General features: G+C 69.7%; 16 protein-coding genes. 8 read left to right on the forward strand and 8 right to left on the reverse strand.

The features are described from left to right. Positions 1 to 62: 62 nt before the first annotated feature. Positions 63 to 1,109 (reverse strand): DNA gyrase subunit B, encoded by a 1,047-nt coding sequence (locus tag FL344_RS16585; protein ID WP_228565107.1) that lies wholly within the window; start codon positions 1,107 to 1,109, stop codon positions 63 to 65. Between the two features lie 140 nt (positions 1,110 to 1,249). On the opposite strand from FL344_RS16585, the gene FL344_RS16590 reads away from it, so the two are divergent. The 5 genes from FL344_RS16590 to FL344_RS16610 all read left to right on the forward strand — a co-directional run bounded on the left by FL344_RS16590 (position 1,250) and on the right by FL344_RS16610 (position 9,048). After that, positions 1,250 to 3,169: an AAA domain-containing protein gene (locus FL344_RS16590; protein WP_141619217.1), complete on the forward strand. Its 1,920-nt coding sequence runs from the start codon at positions 1,250 to 1,252 to the stop codon at positions 3,167 to 3,169. 213 nt (positions 3,170 to 3,382) lie between these two features. Next, positions 3,383 to 3,562, forward strand: coding sequence for a hypothetical protein (locus FL344_RS16595; RefSeq protein WP_225888111.1), 180 nt, complete (start codon positions 3,383 to 3,385; stop codon positions 3,560 to 3,562). Between the two features lie 77 nt (positions 3,563 to 3,639). Further along, positions 3,640 to 4,494, forward strand: a complete 855-nt coding sequence (locus FL344_RS16600) for an alpha/beta fold hydrolase (RefSeq protein WP_141619218.1) — start codon at positions 3,640 to 3,642, stop codon at positions 4,492 to 4,494. A 230-nt stretch (positions 4,495 to 4,724) separates the two neighbouring features. Further along, on the forward strand, positions 4,725 to 7,721 hold the full coding sequence (locus FL344_RS16605; RefSeq protein ID WP_141619219.1) for a choice-of-anchor D domain-containing protein: 2,997 nt from the start codon (positions 4,725 to 4,727) through the stop codon (positions 7,719 to 7,721). Between the two features lie 115 nt (positions 7,722 to 7,836). After that, a complete protein-coding gene (locus FL344_RS16610; RefSeq protein WP_305021755.1) occupies positions 7,837 to 9,048 on the forward strand; it encodes a serine/threonine-protein kinase in 1,212 nt (403 codons plus the stop codon). Between the two features lie 8 nt (positions 9,049 to 9,056). Here FL344_RS16610 and FL344_RS16615 read toward each other — a convergent pair whose 3' ends face one another. The 4 genes from FL344_RS16615 to ttcA form a co-directional block, all read right to left on the reverse strand. Continuing rightward, entirely contained in the window at positions 9,057 to 9,419 is a 363-nt protein-coding gene (locus tag FL344_RS16615; protein WP_194858554.1) for a GFA family protein, read from the reverse strand. 65 nt (positions 9,420 to 9,484) lie between these two features. Then, positions 9,485 to 10,309 (reverse strand): phosphate/phosphite/phosphonate ABC transporter substrate-binding protein, encoded by an 825-nt coding sequence (locus tag FL344_RS16620; protein WP_141592748.1) that lies wholly within the window; start codon positions 10,307 to 10,309, stop codon positions 9,485 to 9,487. Between the two features lie 12 nt (positions 10,310 to 10,321). After that, on the reverse strand, positions 10,322 to 11,146 hold the full coding sequence (locus FL344_RS16625; protein ID WP_141592749.1) for a TerB family tellurite resistance protein: 825 nt from the start codon (positions 11,144 to 11,146) through the stop codon (positions 10,322 to 10,324). Continuing rightward, positions 11,125 to 11,979: a tRNA 2-thiocytidine(32) synthetase TtcA gene (gene ttcA / locus FL344_RS16630; RefSeq protein ID WP_011555929.1), complete on the reverse strand. Its 855-nt coding sequence runs from the start codon at positions 11,977 to 11,979 to the stop codon at positions 11,125 to 11,127. The genes FL344_RS16625 and ttcA overlap by 22 nt, the downstream gene beginning before the upstream one ends. A gap of 65 nt (positions 11,980 to 12,044) precedes the next feature. Between ttcA and FL344_RS16635 the strand changes: the two genes are divergently transcribed. Further along, positions 12,045 to 13,214, forward strand: a complete 1,170-nt coding sequence (locus FL344_RS16635; RefSeq protein WP_141592751.1) for a ribonuclease D — start codon at positions 12,045 to 12,047, stop codon at positions 13,212 to 13,214. A gap of 88 nt (positions 13,215 to 13,302) precedes the next feature. Further along, positions 13,303 to 16,035, forward strand: coding sequence for a M1 family metallopeptidase (locus tag FL344_RS16640; RefSeq protein WP_228565112.1), 2,733 nt, complete (start codon positions 13,303 to 13,305; stop codon positions 16,033 to 16,035). Positions 16,036 to 16,037: 2 nt separating this feature from the next. Here the strand turns inward: FL344_RS16640 and FL344_RS16645 are convergent, their stop codons facing one another. Further along, complete coding sequence (locus FL344_RS16645) at positions 16,038 to 16,679, reverse strand: O-methyltransferase (protein ID WP_141619223.1); 642 nt, start codon at positions 16,677 to 16,679, stop codon at positions 16,038 to 16,040. 99 nt (positions 16,680 to 16,778) lie between these two features. Here FL344_RS16645 and FL344_RS16650 point away from each other — a divergent pair, with 99 nt between their 5' ends. After that, entirely contained in the window at positions 16,779 to 17,132 is a 354-nt protein-coding gene (locus tag FL344_RS16650; RefSeq protein ID WP_225888113.1) for a hypothetical protein, read from the forward strand. Between the two features lies 1 nt (position 17,133). Here the strand turns inward: FL344_RS16650 and FL344_RS16655 are convergent, their stop codons facing one another. Together FL344_RS16655 and FL344_RS16660 are read right to left on the reverse strand one after the other, a co-directional pair. Then, positions 17,134 to 17,556 carry a hypothetical protein gene (locus tag FL344_RS16655; protein WP_141592754.1) on the reverse strand — a complete coding sequence of 141 codons (423 nt, stop codon included), beginning with the start codon at positions 17,554 to 17,556 and terminating at the stop codon, positions 17,134 to 17,136. 225 nt (positions 17,557 to 17,781) lie between these two features. Further along, positions 17,782 to 20,034, reverse strand: a complete 2,253-nt coding sequence (locus FL344_RS16660) for a tetratricopeptide repeat protein (protein WP_141619224.1) — start codon at positions 20,032 to 20,034, stop codon at positions 17,782 to 17,784. Positions 20,035 to 20,152 lie beyond the last annotated feature (118 nt).

Below are 20,152 nucleotides of genomic sequence, written 5' to 3' on the forward strand. Positions count from 1 at the left end.
GACGCAGGCGCCGGGCCGGTGTTCCCTTCGAGGGAGTGCCGGCCCGGACTGTTTCTGGAGGGCTACCGCGTGCCGCTCGTACGCCGTGCCAGGAGTGCCGGCGTCACCGGGTGCTCGCGAAGGAGCTCGATGAACAGGGGCTGGAGCTGCTTGCGGATGGCCTCCTCCAGGCCAGGGATGGCCAGCAACTCCTTGGTGGGGCCCGCGAAGACCATCTGCCTCCGGGGTCCACTCACGGCGACGATAGCCGTCAGTCCCTGGGCCACCCGCTCCCAGGGGAATGCGCCCCGCGTCTCACCTGAGAGCTTCGCCAATGCACCCCGGAGCGCCTGGGTGACGCCCTTCACGTGCGCGCCATGCCGCACGGTCCGCACGGCGTTGGCAAATGACAGCAATGTGCTGCCATCGTCTTCGCACCACTGCAATGCACACTGGACGCGCAGTCCGTCCCAAGTGAAGTCGAAGGCGATCGGCTCGGGGTGGAGATGGGGCCGAGCCTGAGTGAGGACGTGAGCCCACTGCGCCACACCGCCAGGCAAGTGCCACAGCGTGCGCTCTCCCCGCTGGAGGTCGGCGAAGCTGACGCGCAGCCCAGGAGCGAGCGCCGCCAGCTCGTTGCAGCGACGGGAAAGGCGAGCCCTGTCGAAGGCGAGCACCTCGAAGATGGTCGCGTCCGGAACGAAGTGGACGCGTACCCCTCGCTCCGCGGAGACAGGCATTGGCGCCATCGGCGTCACTGCCGCCCCCTCTCCCTGGGGATGGCCGTGCTCGCCCATCAACCGCCACTGCCGCCCGTCCGCCCAGATGTCCACCTGGTAGCGTGAAGACAATCCCAGGGACACGACGAGCATGCTGTCCCAGCCCCAGCCATCCCCCGGCGGCTGCCCCAAGAAGCCCGCGCCCGTCGCCTCTCTGACCAAGTTCTCGGCGGTGACGGTACGACTGGTGCAGAAGAACGCGATGGAACCATCCCCTCCCACCTCCAACACCACGTCCCTGCACTCCCCACGGCGAGCTTCTTCGTAGGCAACGTCCAGGAGGAAATAGACGAGGTGGTGCAGCCCGTACTCGCCAACGTCACCGCAGTACATGCCGGGACGCTTGCGCACGTTTTCGACAATGCCCCCAGGCAGATGCATCCCGAGCATCCCGTCATTCTACTCCAGCCTTTGGGCTCCCTCTCGCACTCCAGAACACGCGGACGTCCGTCCCGCTGGCCCTGGCCCCGCCCCGGTGGCATGACAAGCCCATGGCCCGTGACGTCTCCTTCTTCGACCAGCTCGGCTCGCTCCTCGCCCAGGAACGCGAGGCCGAGAAAGCCCGCCTGGCCGCGCTCGCCCAGAGCCTCACGCTGCATGAGCGGGAGGAGCACGGGCTGTCCGTCCTGGACCTGGAGTCCATCGAGGAGGAGGTCGGCCTGGGAGGCCGCTTCCTCGTCACCCTGGGCCGCGCGGACCGCCGCCCCCTGCCTACCCGCCTGCACAACGGCGACCTGGTGGCCGTGCTGCCCCGCCGCGCGGAGGTGAAGGAGCCTGCCCGCGCGCTCATCTCCCGCGCCACCGCCACGCGCATCCAGCTCGCCTTCGACCGCTCCCCGCCGCCCTACGTCCACGAGGGCCTGTTGCGCCTGGACATCGTCCCCAACGACGTCACCTATGACCGCCTGCGCGCCGGCCTCCAGCGCATCAAGGCCCTGGACAAGGGCGCCGAGCGGCACAAGCGCGAGGTCGTCCTGGGCAACGAGCCGCCCCGCTTCGACAAGCCCCGCGAGTTCGAGCCCACCCGCCCCCTCAACCCCGAACAGCAGGACGCCACTGCCCGCGCGCTCGCCGCCGAGGACTTCTTCCTGGTCCACGGCCCCCCGGGCACCGGCAAGTCCACCGTGCTGGCCGAGGTCGCCGCCCAGGCCGTGGCGGACGGAAAGCGCCTGCTCTGCACCGCCGCCAGCAACGCCGCCGTGGACCACCTGTTGGACCTGTGCCTGGACAAGGGCCTGCGCGCCATCCGCGTGGGCCACCCCGCTCGAGTGGCCGCCCGGCTCCAGGAGCACACCCTGGACATCGTCGTGGAGTCCCACCCGGACCGCGCCGTCTCCCGCGACCTCTTCGACGAGGCCTTCTCCCTGCTGGGCTACGCGCGCCGCCAGCGAAACCAGGGCCGCAGCCGCGAGCGCTTCGCCAACGCCCGCGCGTCCACCTCCGAAGCCAAGGGCATGCTCGACGAGGCCCGCGCCCTGGAGCGAAAGGCCGTGAAGTCCGTGCTCGCCAACGCGGACGTCATCTGCGTGACGCTCTCCAGCCTCGACTCCGGCGTGCTCGCTGGGCAGCAGTTCGACCTGGCGCTGCTCGATGAAGCCACCCAGGCCACCGAGCCCCTGGCGCTGCTGGGCTTCCTCCGCGCGCCCCGCGTCATCCTCGCGGGCGACCCGCAGCAGCTTCCGCCCACCGTCCTCTCCCAGGAGGCCGCGAAGGCCGGCCTGGGCGTGAGCCTCTTCGAGCGCCTGCTCAAGGACCACGGCGACGGCGTCAAACGCATGCTGCGTGAGCAGTACCGGATGAACGCGCGCATCATGGACTTCCCCTCACGGGAGATGTACGGCGGCGAGCTTCGTGCTCACCCCTCCATCGCGGACCGCACGCTGGACGCCGTCCTCACACCTGGCGCGGACGTGGATGCGCCCCCCGTGCTCTACCTGGACACCGCGGGCAAGGGCTTCGACGAAGAAGTCGAGCCCACCACGCGAAGCCTCTTCAACCCCGGCGAGGCGGGACTGGTGGAAGCCCGCGTGCGCGCCCTGCTCGCCGCCGGACTGGCCCCCCGCGAGCTGGCGGTGATTACGCCCTACAGCGCCCAGGCCCATCAGCTCCGCGAGCGCATCGAGGCGCTCAGCCCCGAGGTGGAGGTCGACACCGTCGACGCGTTCCAGGGCAGGGAGAAGGACGCCATCATCGTCTCCCTCACCCGCTCCAACAGCGAAGGGCAGCTCGGCTTCCTCACCGACCTGCGCCGCATGAACGTGGCCCTCACCCGCGCCCGCCGTCACCTCTTCGTCGTGGGCGACTCCGCCACGCTCAGCGGGCACCCCTTCTATGCCCGCTTCGTCGAGGGGACCCAGACCCACGGCGGCTACCGCTCCGCCTGGGAATGGCCTGACGCCCAGGACACCTGACACCTCGGGTTGTAACAGGGTAAAGGCAGACCCGCCCTGGGGCACTACGCAATCTATGCGAGGCTTTCCGGCCAAATTTGTCGCAACTGTGCACAATTTTTGTCACCCCGCTCCAAAGGTGGAGCGGGGCAGTGCCGGAAATTCGGGCCTTTGAGGCCACTCTCCTGTGCGGCATGAAACATGCTCTTCCCCGCGGCGGGGAGGAACCGCCACATGTCCCAGCAGGCGAATGTTACGAAGGAAAACGATGTCTGGGTTCTCCGTATCGAGAAGGACAACGGCAAGCAGCAGGAGTACCGCTGCGCCACCGAGAATCAGGCGCGCCAGCTCGCGATGATTCTCTCTCGGCCCGACACGGGTGGACCGCCGCGACAGCCCGCTGGCCCCCGCTGAACACGCGCCGCGTCCGGGCGTGGATGACGGTTCTCCCGGGCGCGTGAACCGGGTAAGGCACGGGGCAGGAGGCTCCCGTGTCCGACGCGCTCGAATCCCTCTCTGTTGATGCCGAAGGCCTGGCGCTGCATGTCCGGCAGCGCTCCGCGCCCGACGCGCCCGCCGTGCTGTTCCTGCATGGCTGGCTGGACCATTCCCACAGCTTCGATGCCCTCATCCCGCACCTGCCCCGAACGTGGCGGTTGGTGCTGCTCGACTTTCGGGGCATGGGCCGCAGCGCCCACGTGGGTCCCGGCGCCACCTATCAGTTCAGCGACTACGCGCTCGACGTGGAGGCCACGTTGGACGGGCTGGGCCTGGACGCGGTGCACCTCGTGGGGCACTCGCTGGGCGGCATCGTCTCACAGGCCTACGCCGCCGCCCGTCCGGGGCGTGTGAAGAGCGTGACGCTCATCGAAAGCCTGGGCCCCGCTGGCGGGCCCGCGGAAGGCGCACTGGGCCGGCTGCGCAGCGCACTGGATGACGCGCGCCGCCCGCCCAATCGCAAGCGCTACCCCACCGTGGATGCCGCCGCGGCGCGGCTGCTGGAGAACAGCCCCACGCTGACGCAGGACGCGGCGCTGTACCTCGCCCGGCACGGGACGGAGTCCTACGAGGGCGGCTTCGCCTTCACCTTCGACCCGCGCCACCGCCGCCGCTTCGGCATGGGCTACGACGAGGCCCAGTGGATGGCGCTCCAGGCCGGCGTCACCTGCCCGCTGCAGCTCATCCTCGCCACCGGCGGGCTGCGCCACGATGACGGCCTCATGCGCAACCGTACGCAGGCACTCCAAACCCTCGCCCATCCGCCGCTACACCTCCCCGGCGGGCACCACGTCCACATGGAGCAGCCCGAAATGGTCGCGGAGGCGCTCATTCGCCTCATCCACTGACACTCACCCACACTTCCTCACCGCCAGAAGGACGGGAAAGTCTTTCACCCTCCAGAGTATCGCCCTTCCTCTTTGCCAACCTGATGACACCCACATCACGCCAACCTCCTGAAATCAGGGAGACGCTCCTTCGCTCCCTGGGTTGGTACGTAAATTGATGGAGGAGCAGGGGGCGGATCACTCACCGGGCACGGGGCGGTGGGTGTGGGGAGAAGGGTGGGGATCGGGAAATGAGGATGGGGCTGACAGGGCGTGGGCTCACACTGGCGTTGCTCGTAACCATCGGGACGGCGTGCCACGAGGGGAAGGAGACCCGCGCGGTGCAGGCCACCGCGGTAGTGGACACGGACCTCCTCGACTTTGGCGATGTGCCCGTGGGCGAGTGGCGGGAGCGGGAGGTCCGCATCCGCAACGTCGGGTACGTGCCCTTCTCCGCCCTGGACGCGCTGGGTCTGGCCAACAACCCGTCCTATGAAGTGGAGCTGGGCGAAGGCGCCGAGCGAGTGCTTCCGGGCGAGTCCCACGTGGTGCACGTCCGCTTCCACCCGCTCACCGAAGGCCTGGCGACGGAGACGGTGCACGTCAAGACGGACGCCAACCAGGGCGCGGAAGCCCAGGTGCAGGTGATGGGCATGGGCACGCCCACCCCCATCGGCGTGGAGCCGCCCTTCCTGGATTACGAGACGCTCGAGGTGGACAGCGAGCGCACGCTGGAGGTCACGGTGACGAATCCCGTGGACCTGCCGCTGACGCTGACGGTGGCGGGCACGCACCCGGACCCCTTCTCCGCGGACACCATCACCATCCCCCCGCTGTCGTCGCGCAAGGTGAGCACCAAGTACCTGCCCCGCGCGCTGGGGAACATGGGCGCGCGCCTGGAGATTCTCTCTTGTGAGGGCTGCACGCCGTCCACCGTGGAGCTGAAGGGCAACTCGGTGGCCTCGGCCTTCGTGTTCGACCCGGCGCCCGTCCCCTTCGATTTGATTCCGGTGCATGAGCGCACGCAGTCGTACACACGCGCGCGCAACGTCACCTGGCGCCCCGTCACCATCGAGCGGCTGGTGACCAGCGACCATGCCTTCGTGCCGATTTCCCGGCCGGAGGGCTCCTCCGTTGGCCCGGGCGAAGTCGTCGAGATGCAGATGGAGTTCGCAGCGCGCTACTCCGGGCCCAACGTGGGCGACCTCACGGTGCACTACACGTCCGACAAGGCGCGCAATTCGCAGGTGATTCTGGACGCGCGCGGCGGCCGGCCCACGCTGGCGGTGACGCCGGTGTCGCTGGACTTCGGCGAGGTGCCGGTGGGCGGCAAGGTGGAGCGCGTCATCCGCATCTCCAACGCGGGCACCAACGGCCCCCTCCAGTTCGTCGGCGTGGCGGCGGGCGGCGACAGTCCGCAGTTCAGCGTGGACGTGCCCACGCGCGGCACCGAGTCCTATCCGTGGAGCGGCGGCGTCTGGCCCGTGCTGGAGGCGACGCCCGGGCTGCCCATTGCCCCCGGCACCGACGCGCTGGAGCTGAAGGTCTACTTCGAGCCCACCGCGGTGGGCACGTGGACGGCCGCGCTGCGCGTGCGCTCGGATGACCTGTTCAACCCGGAGCGCGAAATCATCCTCACCGGCCGCTCGCGCGCCACCGCGCCGTGCGTGTACGAGCTGACGCCGCAGCCGGTGATGGACTTCGGCAACGTGACGCCGGGCCGGGGTGCGGTGCTGGGCTTCCATTTCCGCAACCCGGGCAGGGCCGAGTGCGCCGTGAAGAACATCCACATCAGCAACAACGGCGGCGGCGTCTTCTTCATGCCGGGCGGCCGGCTCACGGGCGGCGTGGTGCCGTACGACGCGGGCTTCAGCGCCATGGTGGCCTTCCGGCCGCAGGCGGAAGGGGACTTCACCGGCGAGCTGCAGTTGACGGTGAGCAACCCGGCCGCGCCCATGGTGCGCCTGCCCCTCAAGGGCGTGTCCCGGCAGAGCTGCCTGGTGGCGACGCCGTCCTTCGTGGACTTCGGCCCCATCCGCTACGACTGCGCCGCGGCGCCCCGGAAGACGTACGTGGCCAACCGGTGCAGCAGCCCCGTCACGGTGACGGGCGCGGACATCGGCAACGGGACCAGCAACCAGTTCTCGCTGGTGATGCCCATGACGGCGCCCGTCACGCTGGCGCCGGGCGCGGGCTTCGAGCTGGAGGTCGGCTACGCGCGCAACGTGCACGGCCAGCACTTCAGCCCGCTGTACCTGCGCACCCCCAATGAGCCTTCCCCCTTGCTCGTGCCGCTGCTGGCGGAGACGAACCACGAGGGCATCCAGGTGGACCGCTACACGCAGGGCACCGACAGCCAACTGGACGTCCTCTTCGTGGTGTCCAACACCACCACCATGCAGCAGTACCAGGACCGGCTGAAGGAGGCGATTCCACAGTGGCTGCAGGCGGCCCAGACGAACGGCGTGGACGTGCGCGTGGGCGTCACCAGCACGGGCCTGGTGGCCCGGGGTCCGCAGTGCGGCGGTGGTGCCAACGGCGGCGAGGCCGGGCGCCTCTTCCCGGTGGATGGCAGCCGGCCTCGCGTGGTGTCCGGCTCCAGCGCCACCGCGGTCGCGGACATCCAGGCCAACCTGAGCGTGGGCATGTGCCACAACCTGGTGCAGGGCCTGGAGACGATGCGCCAGGCGCTCTCCGCGCCCCTGTCCGAGCAGATGGATGACCCGCGCACCCCGCAGGCCAATGACGGCAACTCCGGCTTCGTCCGCGCGGCGGCCCGCATGGCGGTGGTGGTCCTGGCCGACGAGGACGACAACTCCGGCTTCGGTCCGGAGAGCTACATCCAATTCCTCCAGACGCTGAAGGGCACGGGCATGTCCCACCGCAGCCAGCTCTACGGGCTGGTGCCCACCGACCCCGGCTGCGCCACCGCGGGCAGTGGCTCGGCCCGCTTCACCGCCGTGGCCCGCGGCACGGGGGGACAGGTGGCCAACGTCTGCGGGCAGAACTACGGGGGGCTGCTGGAGCAGGTCATCCAGCGCGCCGGAGAGCCGCAGGCGGACTTCCCGCTCACCGCGGCGCCCACGGGCCTGGGGGAGATGGGCGTGCGCGTCCAGGGCCAGCCGGTGCCCGCGACGCAGTGGGTCTACGACGCGGAGCAGAACGCCATCGTCTTCCAGCCCGGGGCCATCCCCCTGGCCGGCCAGTCGGTGGAGGTCCGCTACCGCAGCGTCTGCGCGGTGCCGTAGGCCCGGCGGGGAGGTCCGGGGCACCCCGGCCAAGACAGGGAAGTGCGGTGTTACAGGAAATGATGCACCGTGGACTTCCGTGTCCCCACCCGGCGCGGCTATCGTGGCGGACGTCGTGGAAACATTCGGCCGCTACGAGCTGCTTCGGAAACTCGCCATCGGCGGCATGGGTGCCGTCTACCTCGCCCGGCAGAAGGGGCCGGTGGGGTTCCAGAAGCTGCTGGTGGTGAAGCGGCTCCTGCCCCACCTGTCCGAGGACGACGAGTTCATCGACATGTTCCTGGACGAGGGGCGCATCGCCGCGCACCTCAACCACCCCAACATCGCGCAAATCTACGACTTGGGAGACGTGGACGGGCAGTACTTCATCGCCATGGAGTACGTGCATGGCGAGGCCGTGGGGCCCCTGGGCGCCCGGGCCCAGCAGCACGGCATCACCATCCCGCTGGGGCTCAAGTGCCGCATCATCGCGGACGCGGCCGCCGGCCTGGACGCGGCCCACAACGCGCGCAGCCCTTCGGGCCGGAAGCTGGCGTTGATCCACCGCGACGTGTCCCCACAGAACGTACTGGTGGGCTTCAACGGCGGCGTGAAGCTCATCGACTTCGGCGTGGCCAAGGCGTCCGGGAAGCTGTCCCAGACGATTGTCGGCACCATCAAGGGCAAGCACGCGTACATGTCCCCGGAGCAGGCCCGTGGTGAGCCGCTGGACTCGCGCTCGGACGTGTTCGGCCTGGGGACGGTGTTCTACGAGCTGCTGACGCAGCAGCGCCTCTTCAAGCGCGAGACGGAGCTGGCCACGCTCAAGGCGGTGGTGGGAACGAAGATTGTCCCTCCGTCGGAGGTGGTGCCGGAGATTCCCAAGGCGCTGGACGCCATTGTCTTCAAGGCGCTGGCGCGCAAGCGGGACGAGCGCTTCTCCACGGCCGGCGAGCTGCAACTCGCGTTGGAGGAGTTCCTCCTCACGGAGAAGCTGCACGCGACGACGGCGCACCTGGCGGCCTTCATGCGGGACATGTACGCGGAGGAGCTGGAAGAGGACCGCTTCGCCACCGAGCCCACCGTCATCAACTTCGACCTGCGTCAGGCCGCGAGGGCCCAGTCCCCCCGGCCTCCGGCGCGTGCGAGTGGGGGCTCCTCCTCCGCCGCGTCGCCCGTGAACGCCGGTCAGCCGCGGCCCGCCGCCCCGGCCCGGCCGCCAGCCGCCGCCGCGCCCGGAGCGAAGCCCGCCCCGGCGAAGCCCGGCCGGACGCAGACGACGGAGGCCGCCCCAGCGAAGCGGCCTCCACCGAAGGGCCCCGGCGGACAGGGCGACGGCGGCAAGTAGCCCGCGGGCTAGAAGCTCTTTCCGTCCACCTTCATCACCTGCAGGCCGTCCAGCTCGATGCCGTCCAGGCAGCGGACGTTGATGGCGCGCATCTCCTTGCCGTCCGGCATCGTGCCCTTCCCGAAGGAGCGGACTCCGCAGGTGTCACAGAACAGGTGGTGAATGGACTTCTTGCCGAACTGGTAGTCGGTGATGTGCTCAGCCCCCTTCTGGAGGTTGAACTGCTCCGCGGGGGCGAAGCCCAGCAACATCCCCGTCTTGAGACAGATGGAACAGTTGCACGACACCAGCGGCTGGCTCAGGTCCAGGCTCACGTCGTAACGGACCAGACCACAGTGGCAACCACCCTCGTAGCGCTTGGATTCGGACATGCGCGCATCCTGCCCCAATGCGCGCGGGAAGGGCGGCACGAAACGAGGACGCCTGGCGGCCGAGGCTACAGGCTGGCCAGCGCAACGCGGTACAGCGCGCGGTAGCCCATGCGCGGCGCGGATTCGAAGCGCTCCGCGTTGAAGATGTCCTTCAGCAGCGCCTGCCCATCCGGCGACGTCTGGAGGCTCAGCAGCGTGGACTCCAGCGAGCTCACCAGCTGCGGCTGCAGCCCCATGGCCACCGGGACACCGTCGTTGGGGGCCTCGTCGGTGTACGCAATCAGCTCGAAGCGCCGGCCGGCGCCCGCGCCCAGCACGTCCTCCACGCCGGTGGCGAACGTCAGCCCCGTGGACGCCGGTGGACAGAAGACGCTGGTGACGTCCGCCTTGCCGTCCAGCACCGACTCCAGCGCGCCCTGGTACGAGCCCGCGAAGTGCTGCGCGAAGAAGGCCCGCGTCGGCTCCAGGCCCTGCGTCTTGAGGTAGGCGGTGGGCAGCAGGTAGCCCGCCACCGAATCCCGGTCCACCCAGGTGGCGGTGGTGCCCTTCAGCCGCTCCACCGTCAGCCCCGCGCCCGCCCGGCACACCAGGGCGGACCGGTAGGACGACATGCCCCGGCGCACGCCGCGCACCACCACCCGCACGCCCATGGCTTCCATGCGCGCGCAGACGAAGGGCGGGGCCCAGGCCGCGTCCGCGCGGCCGGAGAGCAAGTCCTTGGCGAGCGTCTCGTAGCTGGACGCGACGCTCACCTCCACCAGCTTGCCCAGCGCGCGCTGGAGGAACGACGCCAGGCGGTCCGCGCGCTCTCGCGCCGTATCGCTGCCCAGGGAGGGGGGCAGCCCGAACCGGAAGGAATGCCGGGGCGTCGAGGGGGCTTGCAGGGTCATACGAACCCCTAACTACCCCTCCCTGCCCAGTCGCGCCACTTCATCGTCAGCCAGGCCGAAGGTGGCCTGGAGCATATCCAGGATTCGCTGCTCGGGATGGCTCGGGGCGCCCCCCGCGTGGGCAATCTTGATGGCCAGCCGGAAGGCCTTCACCCGCTGGGCGTGCGTCGTCAGGCCGTGGGCCAGCACATGGAGCCGCTGGGGCAGACCCTCTGCGGCCAGGGCCGTCACGGACTCGCTGACGAAGCTCTGGGCGCGCTCGGGGCTGACGTTCTCGAAGAGGGGGTCCGCCGCGAAGCTCTCCACCAGCGCCCGGGCCTCGGCCTCCTGGAGCTTCCCGTCCGCGGCGCTCACCAGCACCATGACCTCCGCGAACAGCCGCTCCAGCGGCTCGCCCAGCGCTTCCGCCAGACTGCCGCCGTTCTCGATGACGTCGATGATTTGCGCCACCTCGTCCTCGGAGATGCCCAGCGCGGCCTGGAACGTCTTGAGCAGGCCCAGCTCGTCCCGCGTGGCGCGCTGGTCCGCCAGGGCCACCGCCGCCGCCAGCCCGAAGGCCAGCATCCGGTTCTTGTGGTCCGGCAGCCGGCGCCGCAGCGACGCGAGCACGTCATCCAGGTTCTTCGCCTCCGACAACCGCGCCGCGCTGGTCTCCACCAGGGCGTTGAGCTCGTCCGGGCGGGTGCCCTCGAACTCCGGGCGCTCCAGCACGCGGCTGAGAAGCGTCTGCATCTCCCGCTGCGAGACGCGCCCGTCGGCCATCGCGGCCAGCAGCATCGCCTCCACCAGTGCGCCGTTGCGGTCGTTCCGCGCCTTCACTGCCTGCTCTCGAGCCATGGGCTGGCGCTCCCTTGCGTGTCCTTCGGTTCGGTCGTCGTGGCCCCTTCCTCGCTGGCGTGCAGCGGGTCGGGGTTGAGCGTCTTGTCCAGCAGGTGACTCGGCCGCACGTTCGCCATGGCGTTGAGGACGCTCTGGCGGACGTTGGGAATCTCCTTGCCCAGCTCCTCCATCAGCCGCTGCATCCGCTTGCGCTGGAGGTTCTCCTGCGTGCCGCACAGGTCGCACGGGATGATGGGGAAGGCCATCAACTCCGCGAACTTCGCGATGTCCTTCTCCGGCGCGTAGCACAGCGGGCGGATGACCACGTTGCGCCCGTCGTCGCTGCGCAAGAGGGGCGGCATCGCCTTGATGGAGCCGGCGAAGAAGAGGTTGAGCAGCAGCGTGTGGATGAGGTCGTCGCGGTGGTGGCCCAGGGCAATCTTGGTGCACCCCAGCTCCACCGCCGCCGTGTAGAGGATGCCGCGCCGCATGCGCGAGCACACCGAGCACTGCGTCTTCCCCGGAGGCGTCTTCTCCAGGACGATGCTGTAGGTGTCCTCCTTCAAGAGCTTGTACGGGTAGCCCTCACGCTGAAAGTACGCCTCCAGCTTGTCCGCCGGGAAGCCGGGGTGGCCCTGGTCCAGGTTCACCGCCAGCAACTCGAACTTCACGGGTGCGCGACGCTGGAGCTCCCGCAGGAGGTGCAGCATCGTGTAGGAGTCCTTGCCTCCGGACACGCCCACCATGATGCGGTCCCCGTCCTCAATGAGGCGGTGGTCCGCGATGGCTCGGCCCATGTGGCCAAGCAGACTCTTTTCCAGGCGCTGGACGTCGTTCATCGGCGCGGCCATCCTAGCGGCGGCCCGGGAAAAAACACCTCAATCCCAAGGCCCGGTCCGCTAGCCTGCCTCCCGCAATGCCGACCTACCCGCAAGGTGCCGTTGACGTAGTAGATGCCTCAGGAGAAGAGCGCGCGACCCGCACGCTGGAAGCCGCGCGCGAAATCGCCGTGGACCTGGAGGCGGACTCGATGCACGCCTTCCGCGCCCGGCTGTGCTTCCTCCAGCTCGCCACCGACGACCAGGTCTTCCTGCTGGACACGCTCCAGCCGGGCGTGGTGCCGGGCATGCTCGCCCCGCTGATGGCCGACCCGGCGCGCACCAAGTTCTTCCACGCCGCCCAGGGTGACCTCCAGTTCCTCGCCGAGGTGGGCGTCCGAGTGCAGGGCCTCTTCGACACCCACCGGGCGGCCACCCTGCTGGGGTGGCCCAAGGTGGGTCTGGCCGACCTCGCCCGGGAACGGCTGGGCGTGGAGCTGCCGAAGGAGCACCAACAGTCGGACTTCTCCATCCGCCCCCTGCCCCCGGCCATGCGGGAGTACATCGCCAATGACGTGCGCTACCTGTGCGAGCTGGGCCGCCAGGTCCGCGACGCCTGCCGCGAGGCCGACATCCTGGAGGAGGTCCTCCTGGACTGCGCCCGCCTGTGCGACGAGGCCGCGGCGCGCCCCGACGTGGGCGCGGACTTCAAGCCCAAGCTGCCCCGCGCCGGGCTGAATCCCACGCAGATGACGCTGGCCCACGCCATTGCCCACGCCCTGCACCGCAAGCGGCTGGAGTGGGCGGAGAAGGACAACGTCCCCATGGGGCGGATGCTCTCCAACATGGCGCTGGGTGACATCGCGGTGAAGCTGCCCACCAACCCCAAGGAGCTGGCGCGCATGGCCGGCGTGCGGGGCTCCTTCATCCGCTCGCACGGGGAGGAGCTCCTGGCCGTGGTGCGCGAACTGCTGGAGAAGTCGCGCCGGGGCGAACTGGCGCCGGAGCGCGAACCCAAGGGCCCCAAGGACGCCAACAAGCGCAAGCGCGAGGAGGCCCTCAAGACCTTCCGCGTGGAGAAGGCCACCGAGCGCAAGGTGACGCCCAGCGTGGTGTTGACCAATCCGCTGATGGACGCGCTGGCCTCGCAGCCCCCGAAGGACGTGGAGGCGCTGACGCAGGTGCCCTACTTCGGTGAGAAGCGGGTGCGGCTGTACGGACCCGCGCTCGTGGAGCTGCTGGCCGCCTACCCCGTCCTCAACGCCTGAAGTGAAAGTGGGGCCGCGACCTGCTCGCGGCCCTGGCGCCAGTCATGGAGAATGTCCGCCCGCGCGCCCCTTCCCGCCGCGGATGGAGATGCTCCCGGTGCGGTGCCGACACTTCATCTATCCGCTGCTCGTCCTCTGCTTCGGCGCATGTGTGGGCTCGCGGCCCCAGCCCGTCCCCGCTCGGTCCGCCCCCGCTCGCCCCGTCACGCAGGCCGTGACGCTCGAGGAGGAGGCCCCCGTCCTCACCCCGCCGGGACTCCGGCTGTCTCCGGCCGTGCGGCCCGTGCGGCAGACGGTGACGCTGGAGCTGGACCCGCGGCGGGAGATGTTCAGCGGGACGACGGACATCGAAATCGAGCTGCCCCAGGCCACGCACGAGGTGTGGCTGCACGGGGAGGAGCTCTCCGTGAAGGACGCGGCCTTCATCGTGGCGGGCGCGCGGGTCAAGACGTCCACGCTGCCCATCGGCGACATGCTCGTCTTCCTCCCACGTGAGGCGGTGGGCCCCGGCACCGTCATCCTGCGCGTGGCGTACACGGGCCGGGCGCGTGCCCGGGAGAGTTCGGGCGTCTACCGCGAACAGGACGCGGGGCGCTGGTACACGATGACCCAGTTCCAGCCGCTGGCCGCGCGGCGCGCCTTCCCCTGCTTCGACGAGCCCGCCTTCAAGATTCCCTGGCGGCTCACCCTGCGCGTGCGCGAGGAGGACGGCGCCTTCGCCAATTCACCGGTGGAGGCCGAGACGCACGGCCCGGATGGATGGAAGACGGTGCGCTTCCAGACAACGCCCCCGCTGCCCTCGTACCTGGTCGCCTTCGCGGTGGGCCCCTTTCAAGCCGTGGACGCGGGCGTCGCGGGCCAACACCGCGTGCCGGTGCGGATGCTGGTGCCGCAGGGCCGCGCCGCGGAGACGGCCTGGGCCGCGCGGGCCACGCCCCCGCTGCTGGAGCACTTGGAGACGTGGTTCGGCACGCCCTACCCCTACGCGAAGCTGGACGTGCTGGCCCTGCCCGGCACGCAAGGGGGCGCCATGGAGCACCCCGGCCTCATCACCTTCAGCGCCCCGCTCATGCTGGGCCCCGTGGAGGGGGACTCCCTGTGGCGCCAGCGCTACTTCGCGCTGACGCAGGCGCATGAGCTTGCGCATCAGTGGTTCGGCAACCTCGTGACGCCCGCGTGGTGGGACGACCTCTGGCTCAACGAGTCCTTCGCGGACTGGCTCGCCTACAAAGTCGTGACGCAGTGGAAGCCCGAATGGCGTGGTGACGTGCGCCGCGTGGAGGCGCGGGGTGATGCCCTGGTGGAGGACCGGCTCGTCAGCGCGCGCAGTGTCCGGCAGCCCATCCAAGCGCCGGGAGACGTCCACTCCGCCTTCGACGGCATCACCTACAACAAGGGCGCCGCGGTGCTGGCCATGTTCGAGTCCTGGGTGGGCCCCGACGCCTTCCAGCAAGGCGTGCGGCACTACCTGGACACCCACGCGAGGGGCACCGCCACCACCGCGGACTTCTTCGAAGCCCTCACCCAAGCCACCGGCAAGGACGTGGCGCCCGCCTTCTCCTCCTTCCTGGACCAGCCGGGCGCGCCGCGCGTCGCCATGACGCTGGAGTGCCCCAAGGAGGGACCGCCCCGGCTGGCCCTGGAGCAGCGGCGCTATCTCCCTCTGGGCTCGCCGGGCGGACGCGGCGGGGAACAGGTGTGGCAGGTGCCGGTGTGCGTGCGCTACGCCGCCGGGGGCACGGAGGGCCGCGCCTGCACGGTGCTCTCGGAGTCCACAGGCACGCTGGCCCTGGATGGCGCGAAGGCCTGCCCGGACTGGGTCCACCCCAACGCGGAAGGCCGCGGCTACTACCACGCGCTGCTGCGCGGTGACGCGCTGGAGCGGCTGACGCGGCAGGGGGGCCGGGGGCTCAGCATCGCCGAGCGCCGCGTCCTGCTGGATGACGCCGAGGCCCTGGTCGCCAGTGGCGAGCTGGACGTGGCGCAGGCCCTGACCCTGGCCACGCGCCTGCTGCGAGCGGACGACCCGGACCTCGTCATGGGCGCGGCGGCCCTGGTCGCCAGCGTGCGGGATGACTTCGTCCCGCGAGCCGCGTGGCCGAGCCGCGCGCGCTTCGTCCGTGGCCTCTTTGGCGGTCAGGCTCGCCAGTTGGGCTTCGTGCCGCGTCCGGGCGAAAGCGACGACGTGCGCATGCTGCGGCCCCGGCTGGTGTGGATGGTGGCCCAGTCCGGCGAGGACGCCCTCCTGCGAACGGAGGCCCGGAAGCTCGCGCTGCGCTGGCTGGACGACCGGCGCTCCCTGTCCATGGACGCGGCGCAGGGCGTGCTGGGCGCCGCCGCGGCCTCGGGGGATGCCGTCCTCCACCAGCGCATGCTCGAAGCCCTGCGCACCACCACGGAGAGCCGCGAGCGCGACCTGCTCTTCACCGCGCTGGGAGGCTTCCAGGACGCCGCGCTCGCCAGCGCCAGCCGGGCCCTGCTGCTGGCGCCGGACGTGGACACGCGCGAGGCCCTGCCCATCCTCTTCCGGCAGTTGGAGGAGCAGCCCACCCGCGCGGGTGCGTTCGACTTCCTGCGCGAGCACTTCGAGACGCTCCGGGAGCGGCTGCCGCGGGACATCGCGCCCTGGCTGCTGGGCACCGGCGGATTCTTCTGCGACGCCGAACACCGCGCGCGGTTCGCGGCCTTCTTCGCGCCCTACGCGCCCACCTTCGAAGGGGGTGAGCGCGCCCTGGCGCAGGCGCTGGAGCGCGTGGACCTGTGCATCGCCCAGCGCGAAGCCCTGCGCCCCGGACTGGAACGCTTCCTGCGCCGCTACTGACGTCAGCGCTTGCGCGCGAGCATCATCCCGTCACGCACCGTGAGCAGCACGTGCTCCACGCGAGGGTCCGCCGCCACCTTCGCGTTGAAGTCGACAATCGCATGGTCGCTGGGGCCCTCTGGCTGGAGCACCCGGCCCGACCACAGCACGTTGTCCGCGATGATGAGCCCGCCCGGCCGCAGCAGCGGCAACACCGCGTCCCAGTAGGCGGCGTAGTTCGGCTTGTCCGCGTCGATGAACGCCAGGTCGAATGACCCCTGGAGCGTCTTCAGGGTGTCCAGCGCCGGCCCCATGCGCAGGTCGATTTTCCGTCCATGCGGACTGCGCAGGAAGAAGGCGCGCGCCACATCGGTGGCCTCGGGGTTGATGTCGCAGGTGATGAGCGCCCCATCATCCGGGAGCGCCTCCGCCATCATCAGCGCCGAGTATCCAGTGAAGGTGCCGATTTCCAACACGCGCCGCGCGCCGGTCAGCGCGACCAGCATGCGCAGGAAGGTGCCCTCCACGGACCCGACCTGCATGTTGGGGGAGGACATTCGCGCATACGTGACATCACGGAGTTCATCGAAGAGGGGCGCGGGTGCCGTGGTGTGAGCGTCCGCGTACGCCTCGATTTCGGGAGGAACGAGGGTGAGCTTGGGCATGTCCCATCGATTAGCACGTACCGCGGGGCCCCCCACTTCAGGTTGCCGTCAGACGCCTCGTGCATAACTTTGTCGTCGCTCTGGATGGAGGAGGTCTCGATGCTGGCAGCCAGAATCGGTGGTGCGCACGCGGATGTGTCCCGGTGCATCGCCGCGAGCCTCCAGTGTCAGGTTTCCTGCGAAGAGGGCATGGCCCGCCGGGTCGCCCGAGGGGAGCCGCTGTCCGGCGAAGTGGTACGCCTGCTTCGACAGTGTGCTGAACTGTGCGAACTGAATGCACGCGCGCTCCAGAAGGAGAGCCGGCTCGCCCGGCGCACCGCGAGCCTGTGCTTCGACCTGGCCAACCTGGTAGCCCGGACCGCGTGGCTGGACGCGGAGGACCGCGATTCGTACACGCTCGCGCGGGACGCGCTGCAATTGGCCCGCGCGTGCAGGCCTCTGCTGTTCGCCTGAGTCAGAAGCGCAGGTGTGGACTGAGCACCAGCGTGGGGCCCGCGCCTGTACAGATGTTGTCCGCAGGCGCCTTGTTGATGTCGCAGCGCTGGTAATAGCCACCCAGGGTGACGCCCAGCGGCCCATGGATGCGGACGTCCATCCCGGCCCCCGCGGCCAGTGCGAGATGCGAACCGGTGTACAGGCGCGGAACAAAGGCATCTGTATCGATATTGGTGGAGGTGCTTCGCCCCACGCGGAGCGCCACCCAGGGTGACACACGCCGGTCCCGCAAGAAGCGGTAGCGCGCCTCCGCGGCAATGCCCCGGAAGGCGCCCCAAGGATACTGTCGGATTTCGGTGTTCCCAGGAGACCCGTCGTCCAGATCCGCGGCAGGGTACGTGTTGAAGGTCCGGCCCCACTGCAACGCGAGGCCGACTTCCAAACCGAGGGGAGTCACCAGGAGCAGGTGGGCGCTCAGGAGCCCACCTCGATTGGCGCTGTTTCTACCTGCAAAGAGTCCTCCGCCGCCGGAGAGCAAGACGCCCCACCTCGGCGACGACGGAGCCTCTGACCTTGCGATGCCAGGCAGCAACAGGCTGAACAATGGACGTCCACCCTCTGGCTGCTCGACTTCTGAATACTGTCGCCCGCGCAGTCGCGGGGGCGCTCACGCCGCCTGCTGGACGGGAATCTCAGACAGCATCTCGTTGAGCGCGTCGACCTGTTGCTGCTCGTGGCCCGGCTGAGCCTGGACGATGTCGATGGCGCGCTGGAGTACGCGCCGTGCCGCTTCGGGAGCGTCATGTTGGACGTGGAGGCGGGCCAGCTCCACGAGCTGCGGCACCAGGTATGGGTCCTGCGCTCCCGCCGCCTGCTCCAACCGCACCAGAGACTCCTGGAGCAGTGAATACGCATCCGTGTGGTTGCGCTCCTTCAAATCGAACGCGGAGCTCTGCAGGACGATGGCGCTCGCGAGCCGGTCCTGCTCCTCGTCCGTCGCGGCCAGGGGCGCCGGAGCCTCGTACCCTCGCGCTGTGAGTGTGCTGTCGAGCTCCTCCAGGACCTTGCCTCCCAGTTCGGCGGCGAGCGCCGCGGGGTCCGCGAACAGGCTCAGCGCCGGCTCACGCTCCTCGGGGCGCTGCCCCGGAATGCCCGCGACCCGAGCGACGCGCTCCGTCGGAGGTGGATGCGAGTCATAGGCATCCACGGGCCGGGAGAACAGCTCCTCCCGGATGAGCGACTGGAGCACCGGGGGCGTGTTCAGCGCGACCGTGTCCACGGTGCGAAAAAGGTCCCGCGTGGGCCGGCCGGCCTCCCGAAGCCGGAGCGCGACGACGAGGCCCCGGTCATAGGCGTCGCTGTTCTCCACCACCTTCGACAGCGCCGCGCCGAAGGCGTCGCCGCCGTACGCGAGCGCGGAGACACGGTCCGCCAGCAACTCCCGGCGGCGCCCATGGCCGGCGGTGATGCGCAGGTAGACAAAGAAGTAGGCGCGCAGGAACCAGCCCACCGGATTGAGGTTGCCTCCTCCCATGGAAAAGATGCTCTGGATGACCTGGATGACCTGCGTCTGGATGCGCGAGATGATGGGCGTCAGGCGCGTCTCGCCGTGCGAGAAGTGCCCGTACTCGTGCGCGAGGATGGACTTCAGCTCCGTCACCGTGAGGCCGCGCATCGCCCCCAGCCCCAAATGCAGGATGCGCTCGCCACGTCCCATCAGCACCCGGAACCGTCCGCCCGCCTCCCGCACGCCAATCCCCGTGCCCGCGTCGACCAGGACGCGGTCCACCTTGCGGGACTTCGCGACGTCCGCAACCTCCTCCAGGGCCCTGAACAAGGCGGGAGCCTCCGAGACGGCGAGCTCCCGGCCCTCTTCGCCCTGCTCGGGGCTGGTGAACACGCCGCGAAGGATGGCGAACAAGCCGCCCAGGCCAATCACCCCGATGACGATGAGCAGCTTCACGGGGACGACGGGCATCATGAACACCAGCAGCAACACGCCGCCAGCGATGGCCACCGTCAGCACCAGCATCATCGGCACGGACACGTAGAACAGGAGTGAAGCGAACCACAGGACGGCGGCATAGAGCCGGTCCACCCGGCGCTCCTGGTGCGTTTGCTCCGCGCGCAGCAAGTGGAGATTGTCCGACTGGAGCTGGCCCAATTGCAGCTTCGAGAGCGCGAGCCCCGCGCCCCACGAGAACAGCAGTGCGCCCCCCAGGAACAGCGCCATCCCCAGCGGGATCTGCCAGATGCGGCGCATCCAACGCTGCCGCGACATCTCTTCCTCGATGGCGGACATGAACGGGCTGGGCTCCGCTCCCAGCGCCTTCGCACGCTCGACCGCCTCCAGCGCCTCTTCCAGCGCTCCCGTTTCGGCCAACGCCGCACTCAGCGCCATGTGCGACATGGGCGCGTCCGGCGCGAGTTCCACCAACCGTCGCGCGTGTCTCAGCGCGACGGAAGCCTGCTGGCGCTTCATGTAGAGCAGCCACAACTGGTGGTGCGCCATGACATCATCGGGCCAGATTTCGAGGGCGGCGTTCAGGAGCGCCTGCGCCTCGACAGGCCGCTCCTTCCGAAGCTTGATGGCCCCCAAGGCGCTCAGGACATCGCCCCGGCGCGGTCCGTCGATTCCTTGTTCCAGGGCGAGCTTCAAGGACCTCTCGGCATCGTCGAGCTGCCCGAGGTTGAAGTAGTACTTTCCCGCGAGCCGGGAGACGCGAGGATTGTCCGCCGCCTCTTTCAGGAGCCGCTCGATGGCTGGCCCTGCATCGGCGGGAGACGCGCTCTGCGCGACCTCGAACGCCGAGTCATAGACAGTCTGGAGTTCCTCACTAAATGGGAAGAGCTCGGGCGGCTTCTGCTCCGTGCCGGGAGCCTGGAAGGCGAAGAACAGGGCCAGTACGAGCGCGTGCATGCAACCCTCGATGATGTTTCGCGTTCTAGCATGACGGGCAACAGCGCCACCGATGCCCCCGGACTCGATACACGGCCAGCGTCATGCACATGGGGCGCGAGAGGACTGATTCTCCTCC

This window comes from Myxococcus sp. AB036A, from assembly GCF_006547355.1.
Taxonomy (GTDB): domain Bacteria; phylum Myxococcota; class Myxococcia; order Myxococcales; family Myxococcaceae; genus Myxococcus; species Myxococcus virescens.

Coding starts and splice junctions, on each gene's coding strand:
- FL344_RS16640 (WP_228565112.1), top strand. CDS start 13,303: ATGCTCCCGGTGCGGTGCCGACACTTCATCTATCCGCTGCTCGTCCTC.
- FL344_RS16590 (WP_141619217.1), top strand. CDS start 1,250: ATGGCCCGTGACGTCTCCTTCTTCGACCAGCTCGGCTCGCTCCTCGCC.
- FL344_RS16635 (WP_141592751.1), top strand. CDS start 12,045: ATGCCGACCTACCCGCAAGGTGCCGTTGACGTAGTAGATGCCTCAGGA.
- FL344_RS16620 (WP_141592748.1), bottom strand. CDS start 10,309: ATGACCCTGCAAGCCCCCTCGACGCCCCGGCATTCCTTCCGGTTCGGG.
- FL344_RS16595 (WP_225888111.1), top strand. CDS start 3,383: ATGTCCCAGCAGGCGAATGTTACGAAGGAAAACGATGTCTGGGTTCTC.
- FL344_RS16625 (WP_141592749.1), bottom strand. CDS start 11,146: ATGGCTCGAGAGCAGGCAGTGAAGGCGCGGAACGACCGCAACGGCGCA.
- FL344_RS16660 (WP_141619224.1), bottom strand. CDS start 20,034: ATGCACGCGCTCGTACTGGCCCTGTTCTTCGCCTTCCAGGCTCCCGGC.
- FL344_RS16645 (WP_141619223.1), bottom strand. CDS start 16,679: ATGCCCAAGCTCACCCTCGTTCCTCCCGAAATCGAGGCGTACGCGGAC.
- FL344_RS16615 (WP_194858554.1), bottom strand. CDS start 9,419: ATGTCCGAATCCAAGCGCTACGAGGGTGGTTGCCACTGTGGTCTGGTC.
- FL344_RS16605 (WP_141619219.1), top strand. CDS start 4,725: ATGAGGATGGGGCTGACAGGGCGTGGGCTCACACTGGCGTTGCTCGTA.
- FL344_RS16650 (WP_225888113.1), top strand. CDS start 16,779: ATGCTGGCAGCCAGAATCGGTGGTGCGCACGCGGATGTGTCCCGGTGC.
- ttcA (WP_011555929.1), bottom strand. CDS start 11,979: ATGGCCGCGCCGATGAACGACGTCCAGCGCCTGGAAAAGAGTCTGCTT.